The organism is Paraburkholderia xenovorans, from assembly GCF_046030735.1.
Taxonomy (GTDB): domain Bacteria; phylum Pseudomonadota; class Gammaproteobacteria; order Burkholderiales; family Burkholderiaceae; genus Paraburkholderia; species Paraburkholderia xenovorans_A.
The window spans coordinates 104,247-128,891 of record NZ_JAQQBV010000007.1; the positions used below are offsets into that span (position 1 = coordinate 104,247).

Genomic DNA, 24,645 nt, shown 5'->3' on the forward strand with positions numbered 1-24,645 from the left:
GTAACGCACACAGATAAAGAAGGGAAACCATCATGCGCAGACGACAATTCATCATGACCGGCAGCGCTGCTTTGGCCACCGCTGGCCTCAGCCTCGCCGGTTGCACGACCACGTCGCCGTCTTCAAGCGCGGGCTCGTCGGCGAACGCAGGCAAGCGCGACACCATCAACGCCGGTGTCGATTCCACGCTGTCGCGCCTCTATGCAAACGTCAGCGGCTCGCGAGAGCTGGTGGGCAAAGCGCGCGGCGTGCTGGTGTTCCCGTCGGTGATTTCGGCGGGCTTCTGGATCGGCGGCCAGTACGGCGAAGGCGCGCTGCGGGTCGGCGGCCGCACGGCGGGCTATTACAGCACGGTCGCAGGTTCGTTCGGTTTGCAGATCGGCGCGCAGTCGAAAGCGCTCGTGTTCCTGTTCATGACGCAGGAAGCGCTCGACAAATTCACCAGCAGCCAGGGCTGGGCGGCAGGCGCGGACGCCACCGTCGCCGTGCTGAAGGTCGGCGCGAACGGCGCGGTCGATACCTCGACCGCCACCAGCCCCGTCGAAGCATTTGTGCTGACCAACGGCGGCTTGATGGCCGGCGTATCGCTCGAAGGCACCAAGGTGTCCCGTCTGATGATCTGACGAATCAGGCGATTCGGGCCGACATGCTCAACGCCATGCAACCCTATCGCGGGTTGCGTGGCGTTTTCGCTTTCAATGAAGCCACGACGCCAGCGCACCTCCCGCTCAGCGCATTTCCGGCAACGTGAACACCGCGATCGCCGCGGCGAGCTGGTCGGTCTGCACCTTCAACACATCGGCGGAGGCGCTCGCTTCTTCCACCAGCGCGGCGTTCTGCTGGGTCGTCTGATCCATGCTCGCGACCGCGATGTTCACCTGCTCGATTCCCGAACTCTGCTCGACGGACGCCGCGCTGATCTCGCCCATGATGTCGGTCACGCGGCGCACCGCGATCACCACTTCCTGCATCGTGTCGCCCGCGCGACCCACGTATTGCGAGCCGCCTTCGATCTGCGCCGCCGACTCCTCGATCAGCGCCTTGATCTCCTTGGCCGCCGCCGCGCTGCGCTGCGCGAGGGTGCGAACTTCGCCCGCCACTACCGCGAAGCCGCGCCCTTCCTCGCCGGCACGCGCCGCTTCGACGGCCGCATTCAACGCGAGAATATTCGTCTGGAACGCAATGCCCTCGATCACGCCGATGATGTCGCCGATCCGATGCGACGACTGCGAAATCCCGCGCATCGTCTCCACCACCTGACCGACCACGTCGCCGCCGCGCGCCGCCGTCTCCGACGCGTTGTGCGCCAGTTGACTCGCCTGCTTCGCGTTGTCGGCGTTCTGCTTCACGGTCGCGGTGATCTGCTCCATGCTCGATGCCGTTTCGCCGAGCGCGGTGGCCTGCTGCTCGGTGCGCCGCGACAGATCGGCGTTGCCGGCGGCAATTTCGTGAGAGACCGTCGAGATCAGCGTCGCGCCGCTGCGAATCTGCAGAATCGCCTGCGCAAGACGGTGCTGCATGCGCCGCATCGCGGCGAGCAGGCTCGTCTCGTCGCCGGCGCGGGTTTCCACTACGACGTCGAGATCGCCGTCCGCGATACGCGAGGCGATCTGCGCCGCGTACGCCGGTTCGCCGCCGAGTTGCCGCAAGATGCTGCGCAGGATCACGCCGATCACCACCGACACCAGCACGCTCAGAATCAACGCCGCGCCGATGTACTGCATCAGGGTCGAGTAGAACGCGGCGTCGATGTCGTCGGTGAAGACGCCGGTCACGATGGTCCAGTCCCACGGCTTGTAGAGGCGCACATAGTTGATTTTCGGCGCCATCTCGTTGGAACCCGGCTTCAGGAATTGCAGATGGATGAAACCTTCGCCGTCGCGCTGCGCGAGGTCCGAGCCGTCTTTAAAGACGAAGCGGCCCTGCGGGTCCTTGAAGGTGCTCATGTCCTTGCCCTCGAGGTCGCGACGCACACCGTGCATCAGCACTTTCGCGTGGGCGTCCTCGAGCACGAGATAACCGCCCGCGCCGCCGTAGCGCATCGCGCGCAGATCCGACATGGCGGTGCGCTGCGCGTCGGCGAGCGACATCGTGCCCGCCGCGACTAGGCCGTTGTAGCGATCCAGCACGCTATACGCGACGCTGACGACGCTTTTCAGCTCAGCCTGACGATCGGCGATCATCGTGTCGCGCGCTTTGAACGCGCCCCACAGGCCGATCGCCAGAATTCCCATGCACATTACTGCTAGCGCGAGCCAAAGCCGCACCTTCAGGCGAAAGCGTTCCATCTCCGTGTCCTTTATGTTTTATCTGTCTGGTCGGCACACCGCGCGAGCGAGCATCGCGACGGCCAGGGCCAATCTCTGGATTAACGGCCAGACACGGAGAAACTTCAGGTGTGCATGCGAACGAGCGCCGCACGAGACGGCAGACCTACTCCGCCGGCAGCGTCAACGCGGCGACTTCGCAACGCGGCCACGCGTTCAGCACCGCGGGCGCCAGCAGCAACTTGGCCGCCCGCACGCCGGCGCCCATCACGATCTGCGTGCGCTCCATCACGGCGGCGTCGACCAGAATCCGCCAGTCGTCCGGCAAACCGAACGCGGTGATACCGCCGAATTCCATCTGGCTATGTTCGACCGCCGCCTCGCGTTTGGCGAAGGACAGCCGCTGCGCGCCGAGCGCCGCCTTCACCGCGCCGTTGATGTCGAGGCGCAGCGAACCGAGTGAGACCAGCGCCGCGTAATGCTCGGCGCCTTCCTTCTTGTAGCGCACCACGATCGTATTCGCGCAGTCTTCGAGACCGAAGCCATAGCGCGCGCTGAATGCGGCGGTGTCGGACGCGTCGTCGCTGACCGCGAAAACCGTCACACTCTGCTGCGGCAGTTGAGCGACGACATGCGCGGGCAAGTGCGCGTCCAACTGGTCTGCCGGAATCACGTCCAGCGGCTGTAGAGATTCGTGAGAGTGCATGGCGACAGGAAAAGTGTGTGGGTCCAGAGCGGCATTCTAACGGCACATGAAGCGTGCTTCGTCGGCGCAGCGCGCGCACCGGCGTATGCAAGCGGCCTTGTTATAGTGACAGGCACAAGCTTTGCGAAAGGAACCGGTGCGAAGCCTGCGTCGGTGCCCCCTCAACGGTGCGCAGCGCCGCCTCCGTCGCCAGGATCCTTCGAGATATGACCATGGACATCGACACGCTTTCCGCCGAAAACCTCCAACACGTGGCCCGCCAACAAGCCAACTGGGCGATCGGCGCCTTCAAACAGTTCGCCGAAGACCGCTGCGCGGCAATGGCCGCCAGCATTGCGTTCTACGCGGCGTTCTCGCTCGCGCCGACGCTCGTGATGGTGATCGCCGTGGCCGGCTGGTTTTTCGGCGCCGAAGCCGCGCGCGGCGAACTGTTCACTCATATTCACGGCCTGCTCGGCGACCAGGCTGCGGCGGGCGTGCAGACGATCGTCGAGAACGCGCATCACAGCGGCAGCGCCGGCGGCGTCGCGGCCATCATCTCGTTCGCGGCGCTCGCGATCGGTGCGTCGGCGACCTTTTCGTCGCTCAATAGCGCACTCAATATCGTCTGGCCGGACACCGGGCCGCGCTCGTCGAGCGTGATCGCGCTGGTGCGCGTGCGGTTGATTTCGTTCGGCCTCGTGCTCGGCGTCGCGTTCCTGCTGATCGTTTCGCTGGTGCTGGACACCGCCATCACGTTCATCGGCAAATGGCTTTGGGGCAACTCGCCGTATGTGATCATCGGCGACCTGTTGCAGATCGTCGTGGGTTTGCTGGTGTTGGCGTTCGCGTTTGCCGGTCTGCTGAAGTTCCTGCCGGACGCGAAGGTGCGCTGGCGCGATGCGCTGGTCGGCGGGATCGTCGCGGCCGTGCTGTTCTCGGCAGGCAAGAAACTGTTCGCGCTTTATATTGCGCACGCCGGGATGGCCAGCTCGTTCGGCGCGGCCGGCTCGCTCGCGGTGCTGTTGATGTGGCTGTACTTCTCGGCCGCGGTGCTGCTGCTCGGCGCCGAGTTCTCCGCGGCTCGCGGCCGTCTGCACGACCCGCGCGGCGAATGGGGGATGCAGGACAATTCGCCGCCCGGCAGCCGCGCGAAGCTCGCGTCGGTGCTGGCGGCGTCGACCGTGGCCGCGGATGCGCAGGCGGCCGCGCGTGATGCTGCTTCGGAGAGCGCAACGGTTGCGGCCGCGGCGGCATCGCGCGCCGCAGCACCGGCCACGCCGGCTTTTGTTCCCGCCTTCCCGCCGCCACGCGAGGCGCGGAAGAACGTATCCGCCCGGGCGGCGGCGCTCAAGATAGGCCGTGCAGTCGTGCTCGCCGAAGCTCAGGCAACGCGAGTCGCCGCCGTCACGCTCGTCGAGGCAGGCCGACAAGCCGCGGTAGCCGACCGCTATGTGCGGCGGTATCCGTGGACATCGGTGCTGGTAGCCGCCGCCGCGGGGCTGGCGGCTGTGACCGTCGCGCGTCGCAACGGCGGCGGCAGTGGCCGTGAATAATTAATAGGCGCAACCGGTAGCGACAAAGATCGTCGCGAGGTGCAACCCGTCCCGGCGAAAATCATCACGGCAGCCGGTGGCACGCCTGCACCGGCCACGGAGCTTGGCGGCACACACATCCCGAGCGTCCGCAAGCCGTGATTTCCATCTGAGGCGTCCGTCAAGCGAGGCAGCGCTCCATTTTTCCATGGACGCTCCATACATCCGCCAGACATCTAGACGACTAAATTACAAATTGCCTTCATCCAAGTGACTAAAATGCGGTCAGTTGGAGCGTAACTATCAACAAAACAACAATAATGTCCAATACACGAATCAATATTGCTGAAACAGAAATAATTAAGAACAGGCTTTAAATACAAGGCTTTGCAACGTTTGTCAGTTTTTGGAGACAGTCTTTTTTTTCCAGTTCGTACCGCTTGGAGCACTGAGCTATTCTCCTTTCCGCAACAACGAAACTAATCATCTGCGTGGAGAAATGGATGAAACGAATCGCACTGTCTACCCTCTCGCTGGCGCTTCTGGGCGTCACCGGCGTGGCACATGCTCAAAGCAGCGTTACCCTTTACGGTTTGATCGACGAATCGATCCAGTACGTTCATAACACTCAGAACGCTGCCGGCGCGAACAAGAACCTGGTTGCCCTGTACGGCGGCAATCTGCAAGGTGATCGTTTCGGCCTGAAGGGCACGGAAGACCTCGGCGGCGGCCTGAAGGCAATCTTCCAGTTGGAAAACGGTTTTGACGTCAACAGCGGCAAGCTGGGTCAGGGTGGCAAGATGTTCGGTCGTCAAGCCTACGTCGGCCTGACGGGCGATCAGTGGGGTACGGTCACGCTGGGTCGTCAATACGACCCGCTGGTCGACCTGGTGCAGCCGCTGACGGCTGACAACTACTTCGGTTCGACCTTCACCACGCCGGGCGACGTCGACAACAACGACAACTCCTCGCGCACGAACAACGCCATCAAGTACACCTCGCCGGTGTGGGGCGGCTTCCAGTTCGAAGGCATGTATGCTCTGGGCGGCGTAGCCGGCCAGACGGGTTCGGGTCAAACGTGGTCGGGCGCAGCAACGTACGCAACGGGTCCGTTCAGCGTGGCTGCAGGCTACTTCCGCGCCGACAACGGCAACACGCTGGCTAGCCGCACGGCTGGCACGCCGCCGACAGCAGGCTGGAACGGCAGCACGTCGGACGGCACGTTCGACAACCAGGTCAACGGCGCTTACGCCGCTGCCAAGTCGATCGGCATCGCTTCGGTCGCTGTGCAATACGTAACAGGCCCGTTCACGGCTAACCTGCGCTACAGCAACGCACAGTACAAGCCGGACGCGAACTCGGGCTTCGGTTCGACCGAGAAGTACAACCTCGGCGGCGCATACCTGGGTTACCAGGCAACGCCGGCAATGCTGGTCGGTGTGGGCTACATCTACACGAAGTCCAGCGGCGATTCGAGCGCAACGTATCACCAGGTTTCCCTGGGCGGCGACTACAACCTGTCGAAGCGCACGGACATCTACCTGGTCGGCGCCTATCAGCACGCAAGCGGCAACCAACGCGCTTCGAACGGCGCACTGGTCGACGCAAGCGCAGCAATCGGTTCGTACAGCTACAACTCGGCTTCCAGCTCGCAAGAGATGGTCAGCCTGGGCATCCGCCACAAGTTCTAATCGAACTTGACGGACTGCTGAAGCAACGCGCAGTTGAAAACCAGCCACGGGCGAAAGCCTGTGGCTGGTTTTTTTGCGTCCCGTGGTTTGAGAGTGTGTGTGCGGCTTTGCGTGGCGGGAGCGGATACCTCAGCGCCGCTGCGCTTTGCCCCTCTCCGCCTGGGCCAGCGTCTGCGCCGGCTTCGCATCGAGTTCATGCTCGACGCCATCGGAACCCACCGGCGCGCGATGCAGCACCAGCGCCCGTTCGCGTTGCAACAACGGCACGTTGGGCGAATCCTGCCAGTCCGGATCCGGAATCTCGCCGAACACCTGACGCAGCCGCTCTCCCCACGTGCGGTGAATCATCTCGAAGTACGCGTTGTCGTGGTCGATCGAAACGAAGCGCGTGACGCGCAACGAATCCTTCTCATAGACCAGCAAATCGAGCGGCAAACCGACCGACAGGTTCGAGCGCAGCGTCGAATCCATCGAGATCAGCGCGCATTTGGCGGCTTCGTCGAGCGGCGTGGACGGCGTCAGCACGCGATCGATGATCGGTTTGCCGTACTTGGCTTCGCCGATCTGAAAATACGGATTCACGGCCGACGCTTCGATGAAATTGCCCGCAGCGTAGATCATGAACAGGCGCGGCCGGTTGCCCGCGATCTGCCCGCCAAGAATGAAGCTGCAGTTGAAGTCGACGCCGAATTCCTGCAACGCCTCGGCCTCGCGCTGATGCACGCACCGCACTGCACGGCCGATCACACGCGCGGCGTCGGCCATGGTCGGCGCGCTCCACAACGTGGGCAGCGCGGGATCGGTCGGCTCGGAGAGTTCGTGCAGTACCGCTTGCGTGAGCGACAGATTGCCCGCGCCCAGCAGCACGAGCATGCGCTCGCCCGGCTGCTCGAACACCGACATCTTGCGCGCGGTGCTGATGTGATCGACGCCCGCATTCGTACGCGTGTCCGAAAGAAACACGAGGCCCTCGTCGACGGACATTGCGACGCAGTAGGTCATAAGAAAAGTACCCGCAAAAAACGACTGGACGGCGCTATTGTAATGCGGCGCGCATGTGCTCCTACCGCATATTACGGCCGCTGCGGGCGCAAATTGAATCGCTGTGCGCGGTGGCGCGCGCAGCTCGCACTATCCGGCCATGACGCTCCGCTGCCGCGCCGTTCTACTGCGACAACTGCGTGCTCACGGTGACCGACACCTTCAACTGCTCTTCCAGTCCGCCGATCCGCCGACCACGCACCGGCGCGGCGGCTTCGTAATCGCGCGCCACGGCAAGCCGGCAATAGATCTCGCTGGCAAATGCCGCATGCGTGACGTCGATGGAAATCCAGCCCTTGCCTTCGAGCCACACATCGACCCACGCGTGGCTCGCCGCGTGCGGCACGTCGCCCGGTTCGATATAGCCGCTCACATAACGCGCCGGAATCCCCCGTGCGCGGCAGCACGCCAGCATCAGATGCGCATGGTCCTGGCAGACGCCGTTGCCGAGCGCGAGCGCCTCTGCGGCCGTGCTCGTGACTTCGGTGACGCCCGGGTTGTACTTCACGCGCTGCACGATCTGCTCGGACAGCGCGATCAGACCGCCCGACGTAGTCAGCACCGGCACCGATTCGGCCAGCTCGCGAACGGCCGGATCGACTTCGGTGAGACGCGTCGCGCAGGTGAAATGCTCGAGCGGAATCGGGCCGACCGCATCGGCCAACTGGCCGTCGACGAGCGGAATCGTGTCCACTTCCCCACCCACATGCAGACGGATCTCGCTATGCGGCTTGTTGATCACGAGCGTATGCAACACGTTGCCGTACGCGTCGAAAGTGGAATCGAGCTTGCCCGGCGCGTCGATGCTCCAGCGCCGCACCACCTGCGACGCGCCGCTCGACGGCGTCAGGCGCAATTGCTGGATCGAATAATGGACAGTCGCTTCATAGCGATAGGACGTGTCGTGGCGGATCGTCAGATACATATAAAAACTCCGTCAGGCGACTGGCAACATCAGATAGGTACGCGCCACCAGATTGCCGAGCTCGAACACGCGAGCGAGGAACTGGGTCAGATAGGCGTGCAGGCCGGCTTCGAAAATCTGCCGGATGTCGGAGTACAGCAACTCGGCGCGCAGCTTGCCGGCGAACCGCTCGCACTGGTTCGAACCCGAAGTGCGCAGCATCGCCAGATTCGCGCACACGCCTTCGAGCGACGCGAGCAGCGATCTCGGCATCTGCTGGTTCAGGATCATCAGTTCGACCACGCGCGCCGGCGTCACCACGTCGCGATACACCTTGCGATAGATTTCCAGCGCCGACACCGAACTGAGAATCGACGTCCAGTAGTAGAAGTCTTCGAGTTGCCGCGCGGCGTCGCGTGAATTCGGTTCGACGTCTGCGAAACGCACGTCGAGAATGCGCGCGGTGTTGTCGGCGCGTTCCAGATAGGTGCCGAGTTGCGTGAAGAAGAACGCGTCGTCTTGCAACGCGGTGCCGATCGTCACGCCGCGCGAAAGATGCGAGCGGAACTTCACCCATTCGAACAGCGCGCCCGGATTGCTCGCGGCCTGACCCGACGAGGTCCGTTCGTTGAACTCGAGCCACGTATCGTTGATGGTCTCCCACCATTCGGTCGTCAACGTGCCGCGCACCGCGCGGGCGTTTTCGCGCGCGGCCTGCAGACACGAATGAATGCTCGACGGATTGGTCGAATCCGCGACCATGAAATCGAGCACGTTTTCGCGCGTCGGCTCGTCGTAGCGCTGCGCGAACGCGGTTTCCAGTTCGGAGATGCGCAGCACCGAACGTTGCGCGCGCGCCTCCTGGTCAGACGTCTGCGGCAACAACAGCGCCTTCAGATTGATGTCGAGCATGCGGGCGGTATTTTCCGCGCGCTCCATGTAGCGTGCCATCCAGAAGAGGTGATCGGCGGTGCGGCTTAGCATGACGGCGTTCCGTATCTGATGACGCGAGGTCTTCGTTGAGCTTCGTCGAGTGAAGACCCGCGCTGGTTATCCGTGTGCGCCGGCGAAGTACTTGCAAGTTCGCCGGCTTGTTGGGTTGCGGACGTCTGCCTGTATGGAGGCTGGAGGCGCGTCGGCAACCGCGTCAGTCGACCATCCACGTATCCTTGGTGCCGCCTCCCTGCGACGAATTGACGACCAGCGACCCCTCCTGCAACGCCACCCGGGTGAGCCCGCCCGCGCACATCGTCACGCTCTTGCCGGACAGCACGAACGGGCGCAAGTCGATATGGCGCGGCGCGATGCCCGACTCCACGAAAGTCGGACACGCGGACAACGCGAGCGTGGGCTGCGCGATATATCCCGCGGGACGCGCGATCAGCCTCTCGCGGAACGATTCGATCTCGGCTTGCGTCGAGGCCGGTCCCACCAGCATCCCGTAGCCGCCCGCGCCATGCACTTCCTTCACGACCAGTTCGGGCAGATGCGCGAGCGTGTAAGCAAGGTCGTCCGGCTTGCGGCACTGGAACGTGGGAACGTTGTTGAGGATCGGCTTCTCGCCCAGATAGAACTCGATCATTTCCGGCACGTACGGGTAGATCGATTTGTCGTCGGCGATGCCGGTGCCCATTGCGTTCGCCAGCGCGACACGACCCGCACGGTAAGCGGTGAGCAAGCCCGGCACGCCCAGCGCCGAATCGTTGCGGAACGCGAGCGGATCGAGAAAGTCGTCGTCGACACGGCGATAGATCACGTCGACGCGCTTCGGTCCCTGCGTGGTGCGCATGAACACGTAGTTGTCGTCGACGAACAGATCCTTGCCTTCCACCAGTTCAACGCCCATCTGCTGCGCAAGGAACGTGTGCTCGAAATACGCGGAGTTGTACATGCCCGGCGTGAGCACCACCACGACCGGATCGTCGACACCTTCGGGCGCGACCGAGCGCAGCGTATCGAGCAGCAGATCGGGATAATGCGCGACCGGCGCAATGCGGTTCTGCACGAACAGTTCGGGGAAAAGCCGCATCATCATCTTGCGGTTTTCGAGCATGTACGAGACGCCCGACGGCACGCGCAGATTGTCTTCGAGCACGTAGAACTCGCCGTCGTCGCCCGCTCGCACCACGTCGACGCCGGCGATATGCGCGTAAACACCGAGCGGCACATTGACGCCCTGCATCTCAGGCCGATATTGCGCGTTGGTGTAGACCTGCTCGGCCGGCACGATGCCGGCACGCACGATATTGCGATCGTGATAGACGTCGTGGATAAACAGATTGAGTGCCTGGACCCGCTGCCGCAAACCGGCTTCGAGCGTCTGCCATTCGCTGCGCGGAATGATGCGTGGAATCAGATCGAACGGAATCAGCCGCTCGGTGCCGGACAGATCGCCATTCACTGCGAAGGTAATGCCGACCCGGCGAAACAGCAGGTCGGCTTCGGCGCGCTTGCGCGCGATGGCCTCATTACCCTGCTTCACCAGCCATCGCTCAAAGCGTGCGTAGTGTGGCCGCACGGCATCGTCATGATGACGCATCTCGTCATAGCATCGCATGTCACGCCCCGCTCTTTTTGTCGGATAGAAGGCGAATGCGCTGCGCATTCGGTGTTCGACAATCATTTAAGCAAGCGCTATGCCATTACGTTTTTTCGCGTGGTAGGCAGCGGTTATGCACGCGGATACCGCATCCCGACCGGCAAGGCTTCGTCGCCATCGTACTGCGGCGGATCACGATGCGCCAGTACGGTGCAAATGCGCATAAAAAAATCCCCGTGGATTTTCATCCACGGGGATTCGCACCACGTTGATTGCGGACCTGCCCGAGCGTTTTGACGAAGGTTAAAAGCGCATGGCCTCAACCCACGTCGACGCGCCGAACCGATCAGCCTGCCGCAGCGTCTTTCAGCTTCTTCAGCGGACGTGCCTTGATGCGCACGCTAGCCGGCTTGGCCGGGAACCAACGCTCTTCGCCCGAGAACGGGTCTTTGCCGAAGCGCTTCTTCTTCGCCGGCACAGCTTGCACGACGATCTTCAGAAGACCCGACAGCGTGAATTCGCCAGCGCCCTTCTTGTGCACAGCGCCGAGGATCGTGTCTTCGAGCGCGGCCAGCACGGCCTTGGCGGTCTTCGGTTCCACAGCGGCGCGTTCAGCGACGTGTGCAGCCAGCGAGGCCTTCGTGAAGGTGTCCTTGATCGGCGACGGAGCGCTGGACGCCTTCACGGCGACCTTCTTAGCTGCGACGGCTTTCTTCGCAGGAACTTTCTTTGCAGCAACCTTCTTGGCGGGTACCGGGGCAGCAGCCTTCTTGGCCACCTTTTTTGCGGAAGTCGGCATGTTTCTCCTACCTGTTGTGGTCAGTGAATTGCACGAAGCGCGCACGGTATGTGCACGCTTCAACGCCGGATTCTACAAGCGCTAATACGATTTGCGCGACTCTTTTGTGTATAACAGCGAAGGTTTGTTGCGCGGCGCAGACTGCCCGACACATTTTGATGCTTGTTTTAAAGGGTAAACGTGCGCCGACGCGTGTCGAAGACGAACACGTAAATCGCGTTACAAGTCGTTTCGATGCATGGATAAAGGCACTTTGTGGACAACGCGATAGCGTCGAAACGTTAAGTGTCTCTCCTTCGAAGCCTGAAAAGCCCTTCGCGACACACCGGCACGCGGCGGAAAAAACACGCCCCTAGCAGCGGAAACCTCTGCAAGGGGCGGCTTTCCTTCGTCTGCGGCGGAAAATTCCGCGGCTGTTTCAGCGTCCGTTCACTGACGGCTGACGTGCTTCAGATCGTGCTCGCTTTCCTTCACGTAAGCCCAGTATTGCGCTTCGTCGCGAGCGATGCCCAGCTCGCCGTTGCGATAGGCGATCGCCAGCGCCAGATTCGCCTCGGGTAACTCCGCATTGGCCGCGCGTGTGAGCCATTGCAGCGCGAGCGCGTCGTCGTGCGGCAGCGTCGTGCCGAAGCGATATTCGTTGGCGAGCTGGAATTGCGCGAGCGGCACGCCGGCCTGCGCGGCCCGTTCGAGCCAATGAATCGCGACGCGCGGATCGCGGGCAACGCCATAGCCATTGCGATACAGCGTCGACAGATCGTGCGCGGCCTGCGGATCGCGCTCGGCGCTAGCGGTCAACCAACGACGGCTTTGCGCATAATCCAGTTCGATGCCCGGCGCGCCACGCAACAGCAGATGACCGAGCGTGGCTTGCGCACGCACCCTGCCTTCGCTCGCCAAGCGACGATACAACTCGACACCTTCGCGCCGCTCGTCGAGTTGCGCGGAACTCAGCAGCACGTCGGCCAGCGCCTCACGCGCGGCCGCGTTGCCGAACGCCGCAGCGACACGCAACCGCCACACCGGCAGCACTGCGTGCGTGGCCGCGCCCTGCATCTGCCAATCGCCGATCTGGACGTCGGACACGCGCGCGGCCGCAACCGCCGCGAGCGTGCCGGCGACGACGAGTGCCGCGCCCGCCAGCGCGAAACCGAAGCGCGCGCTCATTGATTGAGGTCCACCGCGTACACCGCGAGACCCTTGCCGCTGCCGTCGTCGGACTGGATCTGCGTGACGTTCGCGAGGCCCACGGTTTGCGCGAGCGACACCAGGTTCGGCGCCGACTTGAACGTGACCGGGCCGGCCGTCGCCACTTTCGCGAAGCGCCAGCTACGATCGCTGCCGTTGTTCGCGGCCTTGATCGACTGGATCTTCTTGATGTATGCGATCAGCACGTCACGGCTCGCATCCGGCGACGCATAAATCGTCTTGCTGCCGTCGAGACCCGGGAAATTGCCGCCGCCGCTCGCGCGATAGTTGTTGGTCGCGACGATGAACGACTGCGTATCCGAAATCGGTGCGCCCTGATAGGTCAGGTTGCGGATCCGGCTGCCGACCGCTTGCGTGACGTCGATTTCGTAGCTGAAGTCCTTCGACGTGATCATGTCGAAGTTGTAGCCGGGGTAGTTGCTGACCAGCGTCTGCGCCGCGCTTTTTGCCGGGTCGATCTTGTTGAAGCGTTGCGCGGCGGTTTCCAGCCACGCTTTCAGGCCGGCGCCGGTCACCTTCACCGCGTAAATCGTGTTCGGGTAAAGGTACAGGTCGGCGGCGTTGTTGATCGCGACGTTGCCTTGCGCGACGTCGGTGAAATCGTTGCCGCCGCCGAAGCCGCTCTTGAACGGCGCGCTCACCGACAACACCGGAATGCCCGCATATTGCGGCAGATTCGCGCCGATATAGTCCTGCACGTAAGCAGCTTGCGCCTGGTTGACGATCTCGATCGCGGACACGTCGCCCACGTCCGCGAAATAGGTGGTCATGCGGAAATCGGTCGAGCCGACCGGCGTCTTCACGTAGTTGATCGTCGCGCTATGTTCGGCGGCGATCGCCTGCGAGACCGAAGGGTCCACCGCCACGTAGCTGTTGTCCGCGTTCTGGATCGAACGGGCCTCGGCCGTGCTCGAACTGCGATCCACCTTCCACGTGCCATTCGTGTAGTTCAACGCGAGCTTGATCACGCCGAGGTGCTTGCCCCAGAAGTTCGCCATCACGGTCGGCACGCCGTTCACGGTGCCCTTCACCTTGTCGACGCCCGGCAGGTTGAATTGCGACACCGTGCTGTTCTTGTCGGGGAACACCTGATGCGAGTGGCCGATCAGCATCGCGTCGATGCCGGCCACTTTGGACAGGTAGTAGCTGCCGTTTTCCATCGAAGGCGAATAGGTCGAGTTATCCAGCCCGCCGTGCGACATCGCGACGATGATCTGCGCGCCCTTCGCCTTCATTTCCGGCACGTACTTCGACGCGCTTTCCACGAGCCCCTGCGTATAGACGTTGCCGTCGAGCCAGCGCTTGTCCCACGACATGATCGCGGGCGGCGTGAAGCCGATCACGCCGATCTTCACCGGCGCGCTGACGGTCTTGCCGTCGGGCGTCGTCGCAGTGATCGTGCGTTCGAGGATCGTGTACGGCTTGAAGATCGGCTGCTGCGATTTCGCGCCGAGCACGTTCGACAGCACCAGCGGAAAATTCGGACCGGCGCAGGTCGGTTGCGACGCAACCGGGCTCATGTTCGGCACGTCGAATGTGTTGCCCGTCACTTGCGCGAGGAACGGCAGGCCGTAGTTGAATTCGTGATTGCCGATCGTGCCGGCGTCGTATTTCAGCAGGTTCATCACCTTGTAGACGCCGAGCGTGGTCTTGCAATCGACCGGCGCGACCTGTGCCTCGTAATCGGCGAGCGCGGTGCCCTGGATCGTGTCGCCGTCGTCGAGCAACAGCGTGTTCGGAAATTCCTTGCGCGCCGCCGCGATCAGCGTCGCCGTGCGCTCGAGACCGAGCGACTTGTCTTCGGCCAGCTTGTAGTAGTCGTAGCTGAGCAGATTGGTGTGGATGTCGGTGGTTTCCAGCAGCGCGAGCGTCGCGCTCGTACCGTTCGCCACCGCCGGCTGCGCCGGTTCGATATCGCTGCTGCCGCAGGCCGTGATGCCGATGGCGCTCGCCGCGCCCAAAGCGCCCATTGCGCCGATTCTGCGCAGCGTGCGCGCACGCTGTCCTGCCTTGAATGTCACTCGCATCCTTACTGCCCTCAGGTTCGTTGTGTTGTGCAGCCGGCCCGATCGGCCCGCTTTTCATTACAAACAATTACAGAGGTGCAAGCGTACTGCCCGTTTGTGACATCTATTTGTATGGAATTGGATAGGCTTAAGTAATCAAGTCATTCGCCAAACCATTCGCGTAAGCCGCTGTTTGCGCTGTCTATCGGGCGAGCTGAGGCAGGATGCCGGCGAGTTGCGTAAGCGCGGCGTCGATCTCGTCGATTGCGATGCAGCCGTAGCCGAACATCAGGGCCGGGCGCGCCTTCACGCGAAGATGAAACGGCGCGAGGCCGTGCAGCCCGATCGATGCTTCACGCGCGGCGTTCACAACAGCCGCCTCGGTCAACGGTGCTTTCAGCCGCGCGGCCATGTGGATGCCGGCAGTGGGCACGATCGGTTCGAACCACGGCGCGAGGTCGCCACGCAGATGGTCCAGCAGCATCGCGCGACGCGCCGCGTAGAGCTTATGCATGCGCCGCAAATGCCTCGCGAAGTCGCCATTGAGCATGAAGGCCGCGAGCGCGGTTTGCGTGAGCGTGCAGCCGTGCCAGTCGCCGATCTGCCGCGCCTTGAAAAGCGGCCCGAACAACGATGCGGGCGGCACCACGTAACCAACCCTCAACTCCGGAAAGATCGTCTTCGAAAAGGTACCCACGTACGCGACGATCCCGGCGCGGTCGAGGCTTTTCAGCGGCTCCATCGGCCGGCCTTCGAAACGGTATTCGCAGTCGTAGTCGTCCTCGATGATCACGGCGCCGCGTTGTTGCGCCCATTCGAGCAACTCGACGCGGCGCTCCAGACTCATCGGCATGCCGAGCGGGAATTGATGCGACGGCGTGACGTAGACAAGCCGCGCGTTGCCCGGCAGCTTGCTCACGATCAGGCCTTCGCTGTCCACCGGCACCGGTACGACACGCGCGCCCGCGGCCGTCAAGCACGCATGAGCGGGCGGATAGCCGGGGTCTTCGACCACCGCGATGTCACCGGCGCGCAAGGTGACGCGTGCGATCAGGTCGAGCGCGTGCTGCGCGCCCTGCGTGACGATCACGTCTTCCCAGTTGCTCGTGACCGCGCGATTGAACGCGAGGTAGCGCGAGATCGCAAGACGCAATTCCTGCTCGCCGGCGGCGTCGCGATACACGCCGCGGCCACGCGATTGCACACGCAGCGCATGGTTCACGCAGCGGCGCCACGCGTCGAACGGGAACTGCGCCTTGTCGGTCACGCCGCCGATAAAATCGCGCGTCGAACTCGCCATCGGCTGCGGCATCGTCGACGCAACGGGCATCTGCTCCCATAGCGGCTGCGCACGCGCCGCAGCCTTCGCATTCGGACGCTCGCGCGCCGACTCGGCTTCGCGTGCGTGCGAGGAACGCTGCGTCGGCAAGCGTTCCAAACCGTCGGCAACGAAGGTGCCGGAGCCGGCGCGCGCGCTCAGATAGCCTTCGGAAAGCAGCCGCTCGAACACGTCGAGTGTGGTCTTGCGCGATACGCCGAGTTGCGTGGCGAGGTCGCGCGTGGACGGCAGACGCGTGCCGCCTGCGAGGCGTCCTTCGAGTATTCCGGCGCGCAACTGCCGGTAGATCTGTCCGGACAGATCATGACGACCTTCGACTGTGATATGGATGTCCATCCGATGACTACCTGGGGAAACGCCGTCAGAGAACAGATCCGGCGAGATGCCGGAAACGGCTAGCTTACCCGACGGGAACGGCGGCACACCACAGGTCAATGGGCTTGCGCTCCGAGCCACGGATCGGCCAAACCGACGACATAGTCGGCGATCAGTTGCTGCATGCGAGTAGACGGGTGGTACGCGTCCGCAAACATATAAATCTGGTCCGCGTTCGGCGTCACGTAAGTAGCAGGGCTGCAAAAGAGCGCACTGCCGGCATCCGCGCTGTAGGCCGCGGGCAAGACGGCCGGCTTGCATGCGACCTGAGCCGAACTGCTGCCGTCGAACTGGAACCCCAAGCCGCGGAAATTGCCGGAGGTCTGATTGAAGAAAGCGTATGCATCGATCAGAAGCACGGCCGCCGACGACGGCAACGCGCCCGCCAACGTTGCATTGAAGGTTTGCGTGAGCTGCTGGAAAACCTGCGCTGAACCCGGTAGTTGTTGTTCGGCATCCGCGGCAGCAGGAATCTTGCTGAGGTCAGGTACATTCTGCACGACGACGTGCGTCGCACCGTTCGCGAGGATCGTCTTGACCAGGCCGGCCAGCTGTGTCGCGGCCTGCGTCGCGGACGGCAACACGGCTGTCAATGCCACGCCGGGATCGGTTCCGTTTGCAACCGCCGACGCCCAAGCGCCATAGACGTCCTGAAGATCGTTCGCGCCCCCCTGCACCAGCACCAACTGATGCGCATTGAAACTCCGATGCTGGTCGAGATAAGCCGCCAACTGCGCGGTCAAAGGCGTTTGCAGTTCTCCGGTATCGCCGGTCGTGTCGCCCGGATTCGGCGGATTCGCCACGCGCGCGCCGCCTTGCGCGTAGCCGAGACCATCCGCATGACTCACGCTCGGTTCACCGAAACCACCGGTCAATGCAGGCGTCAGTTTCACGTTGTAATGCGCGGCGATGAGTTGCGACGCGATCTTGCCGGGATTGGTCGTATAGGCGCCCCCGCCGAAACCAGCCGCATACGCGTACGTCCCCACATCGGACAGACTATCGCCGAACGACACGACCTGATCGATACTGTTGAGGTTACTGGAGGAAATGCCTCCGCTGCACGCCGACAACGCGACGCAAGCGGTACAGGTCAGAATAAGCGGCAACACAGATCTCGCGCGCATGGAATCACCGTCGAAGGTAGAAAACCGGAAGCTTCAAAATTGACCAGCAATCCGAAGTGTCTGCTTTTTATCCTACGCATGCGCGCGCGGTCAATTTCCCTGACAATTTTAAATTCACCGCGGCCGGCGCATCATCCGCTCGCGGCAAGACATAACGCCTGCTCATCCCGTAGTAATGCGCTCGGTCGTCATCGCCCGCGACAAACCATGCATCGGCCGACGCAACGCGACGTCGAACGGATTGGTTTGCGGGCCGATCGCCTCGGCCTGGCGGCGCAGCAATTCGACCACCATCGGCAGACGATCGTCGCCGAGACGCGCGGCCAGCGTGCCGACGCTCAACGCCGCGACCGCCACGCCGGTACGGTCGAGAATCGGCACTGCCACGCCGGCCATGCCGTCGAGCACGCCGCTGTTTCGCCCCGCGTAACCCAGTTGACGCACGCGTTCGATCTCGGTGCGCAAATACACTTCGTCCAGTACGCCGTAGCCGCGAATGCGCGGCACGTTGAAGCGAATGATCTCTTCGCGCTCCGCTTCCGGCAGGAACGCAAGAATCGCGAGACTACCCTGCCCGACACCCAGCGCCACACGCCCGCCGATATCGCCGGTAAACGAGCGAATCGGAAACGGCCCTTCGCAGATGTCGAGACACACCGCATCGAAACTGCTTTTGACGAGCAGAAAGATCGTGTCGCCGAGACTCGCGCAGAGCCGTAGCAACGCGGGACGGCACAGCGTGCGCATGCCGCTCGGATTGCCGGCCTGGGCCGCGAGCGCGAAGAAGTCGACGCTCAGCCGGTAAAGCTTCGAGCCCTCGTCCTGTTCGACGATGCCTTCCGCGATCAGCGCATGAAGAATGCGGTGCACCGTGCCTTGCGTGAGGCCGACCGCTTTCGCGAGACGCGTGACCCGCCCGCCGTCCGGCTGCGCTTCGGCCACTGCGCGAATCACCGCGAACGCGCGCTCCAGCATGCCGGGGCCAGGCGCCGCACCGGAATCGGGCGCGGCGGAAGCGGCATCTCGTTTAGCGGCAGCATTCATCTTTTCGGTTCCATATTATTTCATTGACCGGAACACTATAGATCGTTTTACGGTTGAATGGAATCACGGGGAGCGTTCCTTCAGTCACGGCCTTTACTGCTTATTCTCAGGGATATTCCGTACGCCGCTCAACGGAATGGTTCATTGTCGCGCCAGCCATAACCTTCCATTCAACAGAATTTTTTGAAAACTTATATCGTTAAACGGAATTTGAAATTGACGCGACGTAATTTGGCTAGCTAGAGTCCGCTTCATCGACGCAGTTGTCGACTGAACCGGTGTCGAATCATTCAAAGGCCAGATCATGTCGTTCCTCACACTCACGGACGTCGCGAAATCGTTCGGCGATCTGCACGCAGTCTCCGACATCAATTTGTCGGTGGAAAAAGGCGAGTTCGTTTCCCTGCTCGGGCCGTCCGGCTGCGGCAAGACCACCACGCTGCAAATGATCGCGGGCTTTGTCGAAACGACGCGCGGGCGCATCACGCTCGACGGCCGCGACATCACGCACATGAAGCCGAACAAGCGCGGCCTCGGCATCGTGTTCCAGAGCTATGCGCTGTTTCCGCACATGAGCGTGGCCGACAACGTCGCGTTCGGACTGGAGATGCGCAACATCGACAAAGCCGAGCGCAAGGAGCGCGTGCGCGAAGCACTCGCGCTGGTGCGGCTCGACACGCTCGCGCACCGCTTTCCGCGCGAATTGTCGGGCGGTCAGCGGCAACGCGTGGCGATCGCTCGCGCCATCGTGATCGCGCCGCCGGTGTTGCTGCTCGACGAACCGATGTCGAATCTCGACGCCAAGCTGCGTGAGGACATGCAGTTCGAACTGCGCACGATTCAACGCAAGATCGGCACGACCACCATCATGGTCACGCACGACCAGTCGGAAGCGCTGTCGATCAGCGATCGCGTGGTGGTGATGGAAGCGGGCCGCATCACGCAAATCGACACGCCGTATGAAGCATACGAACGCCCGGAAAACCGCTTCGTTTCGCAGTTCATCGGCAAGGCCAACATGCTGCGCGGCACGATCGTCGCGCGCAACGGCGACACGATGTGCATCGACCTCGGCCACGATCTCGAAGAGACCGGCCACACCGCACAACTGCCGCTGCGCGAACGCGTGGTCGGCGTCGGCGACGCGATCACGCTGTGCATCCGCCCGGAAAAGTTGCGCCTGTGCGCGCCGGACGCGGGACGTGTGCCGGCCACGGTGACGAGCCGTTTCTTCCTCGGCAGCCAGTGGCTGTACCGGCTCGATAGCCGCCTCGGCGAAGTGCTGGTGTGCTGCCAGAACGAAGGCACCGAGCCGCTGCCGGAAGGCGCAGCGGTCGGCGTGGACTGGAACAGCGACGCGGTCCGCTTCGTCCAACGGGATGCGCATCATGGCTAGCACGCTCCCCGCCTCCGACAACCACGCGATGAAATCCGCCGCCGCGCGCCGCGCCCCGTGGCATGCGTTCCTGCCGCTCTGGCTGATGTGCGCGCCCGCCTTCCTGCTGTTCGTGGCGCTCGTGCTGGTGCCGCTGCTGATGACGCTGGTGCTGACCGTCTACCGCTTCGACCCGGCGAGCGGCCCGATCGCGGCCTTCCAGTTCGGCAACTACAAGGAAGTACTCAGCTCGTCGTACTTTCACGCGATCTTTCTGCGCACCTTCGGCATTGCGTTTCTGACCACGCTGCTGTGCATCGTGATCGGCACGCCCGAAGCGTACGTGCTGTCGCGCATGCGCGATCCGTACCGCTCGATGTTCCTGCTGATCATTCTCGCGCCGCTGCTCGTGTCGGTCGTGGTGCGCGCGTTCGGCTGGAGCATGCTGCTCAACTCGAACGGTCTCGTGAATCAGGCGCTCGGCCTCGTCGGGCTCGGCCCGTACAAGCTCGAGTACACGACCTTCGCAATCGTGATCGCACTCGTTCACGTGATGCTGCCGTTCATGGTGATTCCGGTGTGGACCGCGTTGCAGAAGCTCGATCCGCAGACGGAAAACGCCGCACTCTCGCTGATGGCATCGCCCGCCACCACGATGCGGCGCATCGTGCTGCCGCAACTCACGCCCGGCATCCTGTCGGGCAGCCTGATGGTGTTCGGCCTGTCCGCGAGCGCGTTCGCGATTCCCGGCCTGCTCGGCGGACGCCGTCTGAAGGTGGCCGCCACCGCGGTCTACGACGAATTCCTCGGCTCGCTGAACTGGCCGCTCGGCGCGACGATCGCGCTGCTGTTGCTGGTCGCGAATCTGATCGTGATGCTCACTTATTACCGGGTTCTGGAACGCAAGTACGCCAGAAGCCTCGGCTGAACCGCGCGAGAAAAACCATGAGAAAAAACGGCCCTATTGCGCTGATCTTCCACACGCTCGTGATCGCGTTCGTGCTCGCGCCGCTCGTGATCGTCGTGCTGGTCGCGTTCACGCCCGACGAAACGCTCACGCTGCCTACGCACGGCCTGTCGCTGCGCTGGTTCCGCGCGATCCTCAACTACCCGGACTTCATCTCCGCGTTCTTCAACAGTCTGAAGCTGGCGTTCGCATCGGCGACGTTGTCGCTGATCGTCGCGCTGCCCGCCGCGCTCGCGATCGGTCGCGCGCGCTTTCCGGGCCGCGGCTTTCTGAACGGCCTGCTGTTGTCGCCGCTGGTGATTCCCGGCCTCGTGCTCGGCATCGCGCTGCTGCGCTTCTTCGCGCTGATCGGCGCGACCGGTTCGTTTGCGTGGCTGGTGCTCGCGCACATGATCATCATCACGCCGTTCGTGATGCGGCTCGTGCTGGCGTCGGTCAGCGGCTTCGACCGCAGCGTCGAACATGCGGCGCAATCGCTCGGTGCGGATGCGTGGACTACGTTCCGCCGCGTCACCTTCCCGATGATTCTGCCGGGCATTACCGGCGGCTGGCTGCTCGCCTTCATCAATAGCTTCGACGAACTGACGATGTCGATCTTCGTCACGTCGCCGCAAACCGTCACGCTGCCGGTGCGCATGTACATGTACGCGACGGAATCGATCGATCCGATGATGGCGTCGGTCTCCGCGCTCGTGATCTTCATCACGGGCGGCGCGATGCTCCTGCTCGATCGCACGTATGGGCTCAACCGGATTCTGATCGGCCAGCACTGATGTCTTCTACTGCCCTCTCTTCCATGCATTCCCTCACTGCCGCGCACGAACGCGACGCGCAATTCGTTCGCGTTGCCGAAACGCAGCGCGCGCCGCTCAGCTTCTTTATCGACGGCCGGGAAGCCACTGCGCTGCAAGGCGATACGCTGCTGACCGCCGTGCTGACGCAGCAGCGGCGCGTGCGCGACAGCGAATTCAGCGGCGCGCCGCGTGCCGGCTTCTGCCTGATCGGCGCATGTCAGGACTGCTGGATGCGTACCGAAGACGGCACGCGTCTGCGTGCGTGCTCGACGCTCGTGGAGCCCGGCATGCGCATCGTGACGCGCATCGCCACCGCCGGAGACGCACGATGAGCGACGAACGCCGCGTGGTGATCGTCGGCGCGGGACCGGCCGGCGTGCGCGCCGCCGAAACGCTGGTGGCCGCCGGCCTGAAGCCGGTCGTACTCGACGAAAACGCGCGCTGGGGTGGCCAGATTTATCGGCAGCCGCCGACGAACGGCACGTTCCAGCGCTCGAAAAAAACGCTCTACGGTTTCGAAGCCCGCAAGGCCGACGCGCTGCATACGACGATGGCCGCGCTGCTGCCGCATCTCGACTATTGCCCGGATACGCTGGCGTGGGCATGCGAGCCGGGCCGTCTCGACGCATTGCATGCGGGCCGTGAAATCAGCGTGCCGTTCTCGCATCTGATCATCGCGAGCGGCGCGACGGATCGCGTGCTGCCGGTGCCGGGCTGGACCTTGCCGGGCGTCTATACGCTCGGCGCGGCGCAGGTTGCGCTGAAGTCGCAAGGCTGTGCGATCGGACAGCGCGTGGTGCTGGCCGGCACCGGGCCGTTGCTGTATCTGGTCGCCTATCAGTACGTGAAGGCCGGCGCGCACGTGCTCGCCGTGCTCGACACGAGCCCGCTTTCGCAGCAGATCGCCGCGACACCGAAACTACTGAGCCAGCCATCCACGTTTGCCAAAGGCGTGTACTACGTCGCGTGGCTGAAAACGCACGGCGTGCGTATCGAGCGCGACGTGGACCTTCTCGGTATTCACGGCACGAGAGGCGTGAATGCGATCGAATGGCGCAGATCAGGTGCGAATTCCAATTCGCCGGCCGAAACCCTTGCGTGCGACGCGGTCGGCCTCAGCTTCGGCCTCAAGCCCGAAACCCAGCTCGCCGATCTGGCCGGCTGCCGTTTCCGCTTCGACGCGCATAACCGCTGCTGGCTGCCCGAACTCGACGCCGCCGGCCGCAGCTCCGTGCGCGGCATCTATCTGGCCGGCGACGGCGCGGGCATCGCCGGCGCGGACGCCGCCGAACTCGCGGGGCGCCGCACTGCGTTGGCGCTGCTCGACGATCTGGGCATCGCGCATCCGCGAGGCCCCGGCATGCGCGACACGGCGTCGCTCGAGCGTGACCTCAAACGCATCGCGGTGTTTCGTCAGGGAATCGAAGCGGCTTTTGCTCCGCCCGCGAATTGCGCGTCGCAATGGCCCGACGGCATGACCGTATGCCGCTGCGAAGAAATCGACGCGGGCACGTTGCGGCGCTGCATTCGTAACGGCGAAGCCAGCGAGATCAATCGCCTGAAGGCGTTGACGCGCGTCGGTATGGGCCGCTGCCAGGGACGCATGTGCGGCGAAGCGGCACTCGCGCTTCTCAGCGAAGAAACCGGCCGGCCGCTCGCCGCAGTGGGACGTTTGCGCAGCCAGCCACCGGTGAAGCCGATTCCGCTGTCGCCCGCGATGTACGCCGACGGTGTCGCCGAGATTCCCGAGGAGGCGCGCGATGAGTGATGCCCTGCACTACGACGTCGCGATCGTCGGCGGCGGTCTGGTCGGTTCATCGGCGGCGCTCGCGCTCGCGCGGCGCGGCATGCGCGTGGGTCTGTTCGAGCGGCGCTATTGCGGCGCGCAGGCGAGCGGCGTGAACTACGGCGGCGTACGCTGCCAGGGCCGCTCCGTCGAACAGATGCCGCTCGCGATGCGCGCGCGGCGCATCTGGGACCGCTTGCCCGAGCTGATCGGTATCGACGGCGAATTCACGATATCCGGACATTTGCGCCTCGCGCGCAGCGAAGCCGATCTCGGCGCGCTGCAAGCGTGGGCCGACATGGCGCGCGAATACGGACTGCACTCGCAGCTGATCAGCGGCGCCGCGTTCCGTCAGCGTTATCCGTGGCTCGGCCGGGCGGCCGTCGGCGGCTCCTTGTGCGCGACCGACGGCCACGCGAATCCGCGCCTCGTGTCGCCCGCGTTCGCCCGCGCGGCGCGCGCCGCGGGCGCGGACGTGCGCGAGCAAACCGCGATCGCCGACATCCGCCACGACGGCCGGCGTTTCGAGTTTCGCGCAGGCGACACCGATATCACCGCCGACTGGCTGATCAACTCCGCCGGCGCATGGGCGAATACAGTGGCGGGCTACTTCGGCGAAACCGTGCCGATGAAACCGATCTATCCGAACATGTGGGTCACCGAGCCGCTGCCGCTTTTCATCGAGCACAACCTCGGCGTGTACGGCGGCGGCGTCTACGCGCGGCAAGTGGCGCGCGGCAATTGCGTGATCGGCGGCGGCCGCGGACACGGCGACGGCGAATACGGCCAGCCGTCAGCGGACACCACGCGCGCGGTGATGCGCGACGCGTGCGCGCTGCTGCCCGGCCTGCGCGACGCGCTGCTGATTCGCACGTGGAGCGGCGTGGAAGGCGAGACCGTCGACAGCAATCCGATCATCGGCGCGAGCCGTTCGGTGCCGCGTCTGCTGCATGCATTCGGTTTTTCGGGCGGAGGCTTTCTGCTCGCGCCGGGCGTCGGCGACCTACTCGCGGATCTCGTGATCGACGGCGTGACCGATACCCCGCTCGACGCTTTCTCGATCGGCCGCTTTGCGGCAATTCCCGCTGCGTCCGCCGTGTAGAGCACGTCACGATGAACGCGCGCCACGCTTGAACCCTCACCGGCATTTAGACACGTTGAG

21 protein-coding genes are annotated in these 24,645 nt (G+C 63.7%); 9 read left to right on the plus strand and 12 right to left on the minus strand.

Translation table 11 applies throughout. From position 1 onward, the window contains the following. Positions 1 to 32: 32 nt before the first annotated feature. A complete protein-coding gene (locus tag PQQ51_RS09115; protein ID WP_408496442.1) occupies positions 33 to 623 on the plus strand; it encodes a BPSL1445 family SYLF domain-containing lipoprotein in 591 nt (196 codons plus the stop codon). Between the two features lie 105 nt (positions 624 to 728). Here the strand turns inward: PQQ51_RS09115 and PQQ51_RS09120 are convergent, their stop codons facing one another. Together PQQ51_RS09120 and PQQ51_RS09125 are read right to left on the minus strand one after the other, a co-directional pair. Further along, a complete protein-coding gene (locus PQQ51_RS09120; protein WP_408496443.1) occupies positions 729 to 2,288 on the minus strand; it encodes a methyl-accepting chemotaxis protein in 1,560 nt (519 codons plus the stop codon). A 145-nt stretch (positions 2,289 to 2,433) separates the two neighbouring features. Further along, the gene (locus tag PQQ51_RS09125; protein ID WP_408496444.1) at positions 2,434 to 2,973 is read right to left on the minus strand and encodes a YbaK/EbsC family protein; all 540 of its coding nucleotides are present in this window, start codon (positions 2,971 to 2,973) and stop codon (positions 2,434 to 2,436) included. A gap of 212 nt (positions 2,974 to 3,185) precedes the next feature. Here PQQ51_RS09125 and PQQ51_RS09130 point away from each other — a divergent pair, with 212 nt between their 5' ends. Both PQQ51_RS09130 and PQQ51_RS09135 read left to right on the plus strand, forming a co-directional pair. Further along, a complete protein-coding gene (locus tag PQQ51_RS09130) occupies positions 3,186 to 4,508 on the plus strand; it encodes a YihY/virulence factor BrkB family protein (protein ID WP_408496552.1) in 1,323 nt (440 codons plus the stop codon). Between the two features lie 482 nt (positions 4,509 to 4,990). Then, complete coding sequence (locus PQQ51_RS09135; RefSeq protein ID WP_408496445.1) at positions 4,991 to 6,178, plus strand: porin; 1,188 nt, start codon at positions 4,991 to 4,993, stop codon at positions 6,176 to 6,178. A 129-nt stretch (positions 6,179 to 6,307) separates the two neighbouring features. Here the strand turns inward: PQQ51_RS09135 and PQQ51_RS09140 are convergent, their stop codons facing one another. The 10 genes from PQQ51_RS09140 to PQQ51_RS09185 all read right to left on the minus strand — a co-directional run bounded on the left by PQQ51_RS09140 (position 6,308) and on the right by PQQ51_RS09185 (position 18,561). Then, positions 6,308 to 7,180 carry a proteasome-type protease gene (locus PQQ51_RS09140; protein WP_408496446.1) on the minus strand — a complete coding sequence of 291 codons (873 nt, stop codon included), beginning with the start codon at positions 7,178 to 7,180 and terminating at the stop codon, positions 6,308 to 6,310. A 163-nt stretch (positions 7,181 to 7,343) separates the two neighbouring features. Further along, complete coding sequence (locus PQQ51_RS09145) at positions 7,344 to 8,144, minus strand: transglutaminase family protein (protein WP_408496447.1); 801 nt, start codon at positions 8,142 to 8,144, stop codon at positions 7,344 to 7,346. Positions 8,145 to 8,156: 12 nt separating this feature from the next. Beyond that, positions 8,157 to 9,107, minus strand: coding sequence for an alpha-E domain-containing protein (locus tag PQQ51_RS09150; RefSeq protein ID WP_408496448.1), 951 nt, complete (start codon positions 9,105 to 9,107; stop codon positions 8,157 to 8,159). A gap of 163 nt (positions 9,108 to 9,270) precedes the next feature. Further along, positions 9,271 to 10,680 carry a circularly permuted type 2 ATP-grasp protein gene (locus PQQ51_RS09155; RefSeq protein WP_408496449.1) on the minus strand — a complete coding sequence of 470 codons (1,410 nt, stop codon included), beginning with the start codon at positions 10,678 to 10,680 and terminating at the stop codon, positions 9,271 to 9,273. A gap of 328 nt (positions 10,681 to 11,008) precedes the next feature. Then, positions 11,009 to 11,461 (minus strand): HU family DNA-binding protein, encoded by a 453-nt coding sequence (locus tag PQQ51_RS09160; protein WP_035559188.1) that lies wholly within the window; start codon positions 11,459 to 11,461, stop codon positions 11,009 to 11,011. A gap of 429 nt (positions 11,462 to 11,890) precedes the next feature. After that, positions 11,891 to 12,628: a tetratricopeptide repeat protein gene (locus tag PQQ51_RS09165; protein WP_408496450.1), complete on the minus strand. Its 738-nt coding sequence runs from the start codon at positions 12,626 to 12,628 to the stop codon at positions 11,891 to 11,893. Beyond that, positions 12,625 to 14,697 carry a bifunctional 2',3'-cyclic-nucleotide 2'-phosphodiesterase/3'-nucleotidase gene (locus tag PQQ51_RS09170; protein WP_408496451.1) on the minus strand — a complete coding sequence of 691 codons (2,073 nt, stop codon included), beginning with the start codon at positions 14,695 to 14,697 and terminating at the stop codon, positions 12,625 to 12,627. Before PQQ51_RS09170 ends, PQQ51_RS09165 begins: the two co-directional genes overlap by 4 nt. Positions 14,698 to 14,878: 181 nt before the next feature. Next, complete coding sequence (pdxR, locus tag PQQ51_RS09175; RefSeq protein ID WP_408496452.1) at positions 14,879 to 16,351, minus strand: MocR-like pyridoxine biosynthesis transcription factor PdxR; 1,473 nt, start codon at positions 16,349 to 16,351, stop codon at positions 14,879 to 14,881. Between the two features lie 95 nt (positions 16,352 to 16,446). Next, the gene (locus PQQ51_RS09180) at positions 16,447 to 17,517 is read right to left on the minus strand and encodes an SGNH/GDSL hydrolase family protein (RefSeq protein WP_408496453.1); all 1,071 of its coding nucleotides are present in this window, start codon (positions 17,515 to 17,517) and stop codon (positions 16,447 to 16,449) included. Between the two features lie 162 nt (positions 17,518 to 17,679). Next, positions 17,680 to 18,561, minus strand: a complete 882-nt coding sequence (locus PQQ51_RS09185) for an IclR family transcriptional regulator (protein ID WP_408496454.1) — start codon at positions 18,559 to 18,561, stop codon at positions 17,680 to 17,682. A gap of 304 nt (positions 18,562 to 18,865) precedes the next feature. On the opposite strand from PQQ51_RS09185, the gene PQQ51_RS09190 reads away from it, so the two are divergent. The 6 genes from PQQ51_RS09190 to PQQ51_RS09215 are packed head-to-tail and all read left to right on the plus strand — an operon-like array spanning position 18,866 to position 24,585. Continuing rightward, positions 18,866 to 19,957, plus strand: a complete 1,092-nt coding sequence (locus PQQ51_RS09190) for an ABC transporter ATP-binding protein (protein WP_408496455.1) — start codon at positions 18,866 to 18,868, stop codon at positions 19,955 to 19,957. Next, positions 19,950 to 20,864, plus strand: a complete 915-nt coding sequence (locus PQQ51_RS09195) for an ABC transporter permease (protein WP_408496456.1) — start codon at positions 19,950 to 19,952, stop codon at positions 20,862 to 20,864. Before PQQ51_RS09190 ends, PQQ51_RS09195 begins: the two co-directional genes overlap by 8 nt. Positions 20,865 to 20,881: 17 nt before the next feature. Then, positions 20,882 to 21,676, plus strand: coding sequence for an ABC transporter permease (locus tag PQQ51_RS09200; RefSeq protein ID WP_408496457.1), 795 nt, complete (start codon positions 20,882 to 20,884; stop codon positions 21,674 to 21,676). A 23-nt stretch (positions 21,677 to 21,699) separates the two neighbouring features. Further along, entirely contained in the window at positions 21,700 to 22,029 is a 330-nt protein-coding gene (locus PQQ51_RS09205; protein WP_408496458.1) for a (2Fe-2S)-binding protein, read from the plus strand. Further along, positions 22,026 to 23,465 (plus strand): FAD/NAD(P)-dependent oxidoreductase, encoded by a 1,440-nt coding sequence (locus PQQ51_RS09210; RefSeq protein WP_408496459.1) that lies wholly within the window; start codon positions 22,026 to 22,028, stop codon positions 23,463 to 23,465. The genes PQQ51_RS09205 and PQQ51_RS09210 overlap by 4 nt, the downstream gene beginning before the upstream one ends. Beyond that, entirely contained in the window at positions 23,458 to 24,585 is a 1,128-nt protein-coding gene (locus tag PQQ51_RS09215; protein ID WP_408496460.1) for an NAD(P)/FAD-dependent oxidoreductase, read from the plus strand. The genes PQQ51_RS09210 and PQQ51_RS09215 overlap by 8 nt, the downstream gene beginning before the upstream one ends. Positions 24,586 to 24,645 lie beyond the last annotated feature (60 nt).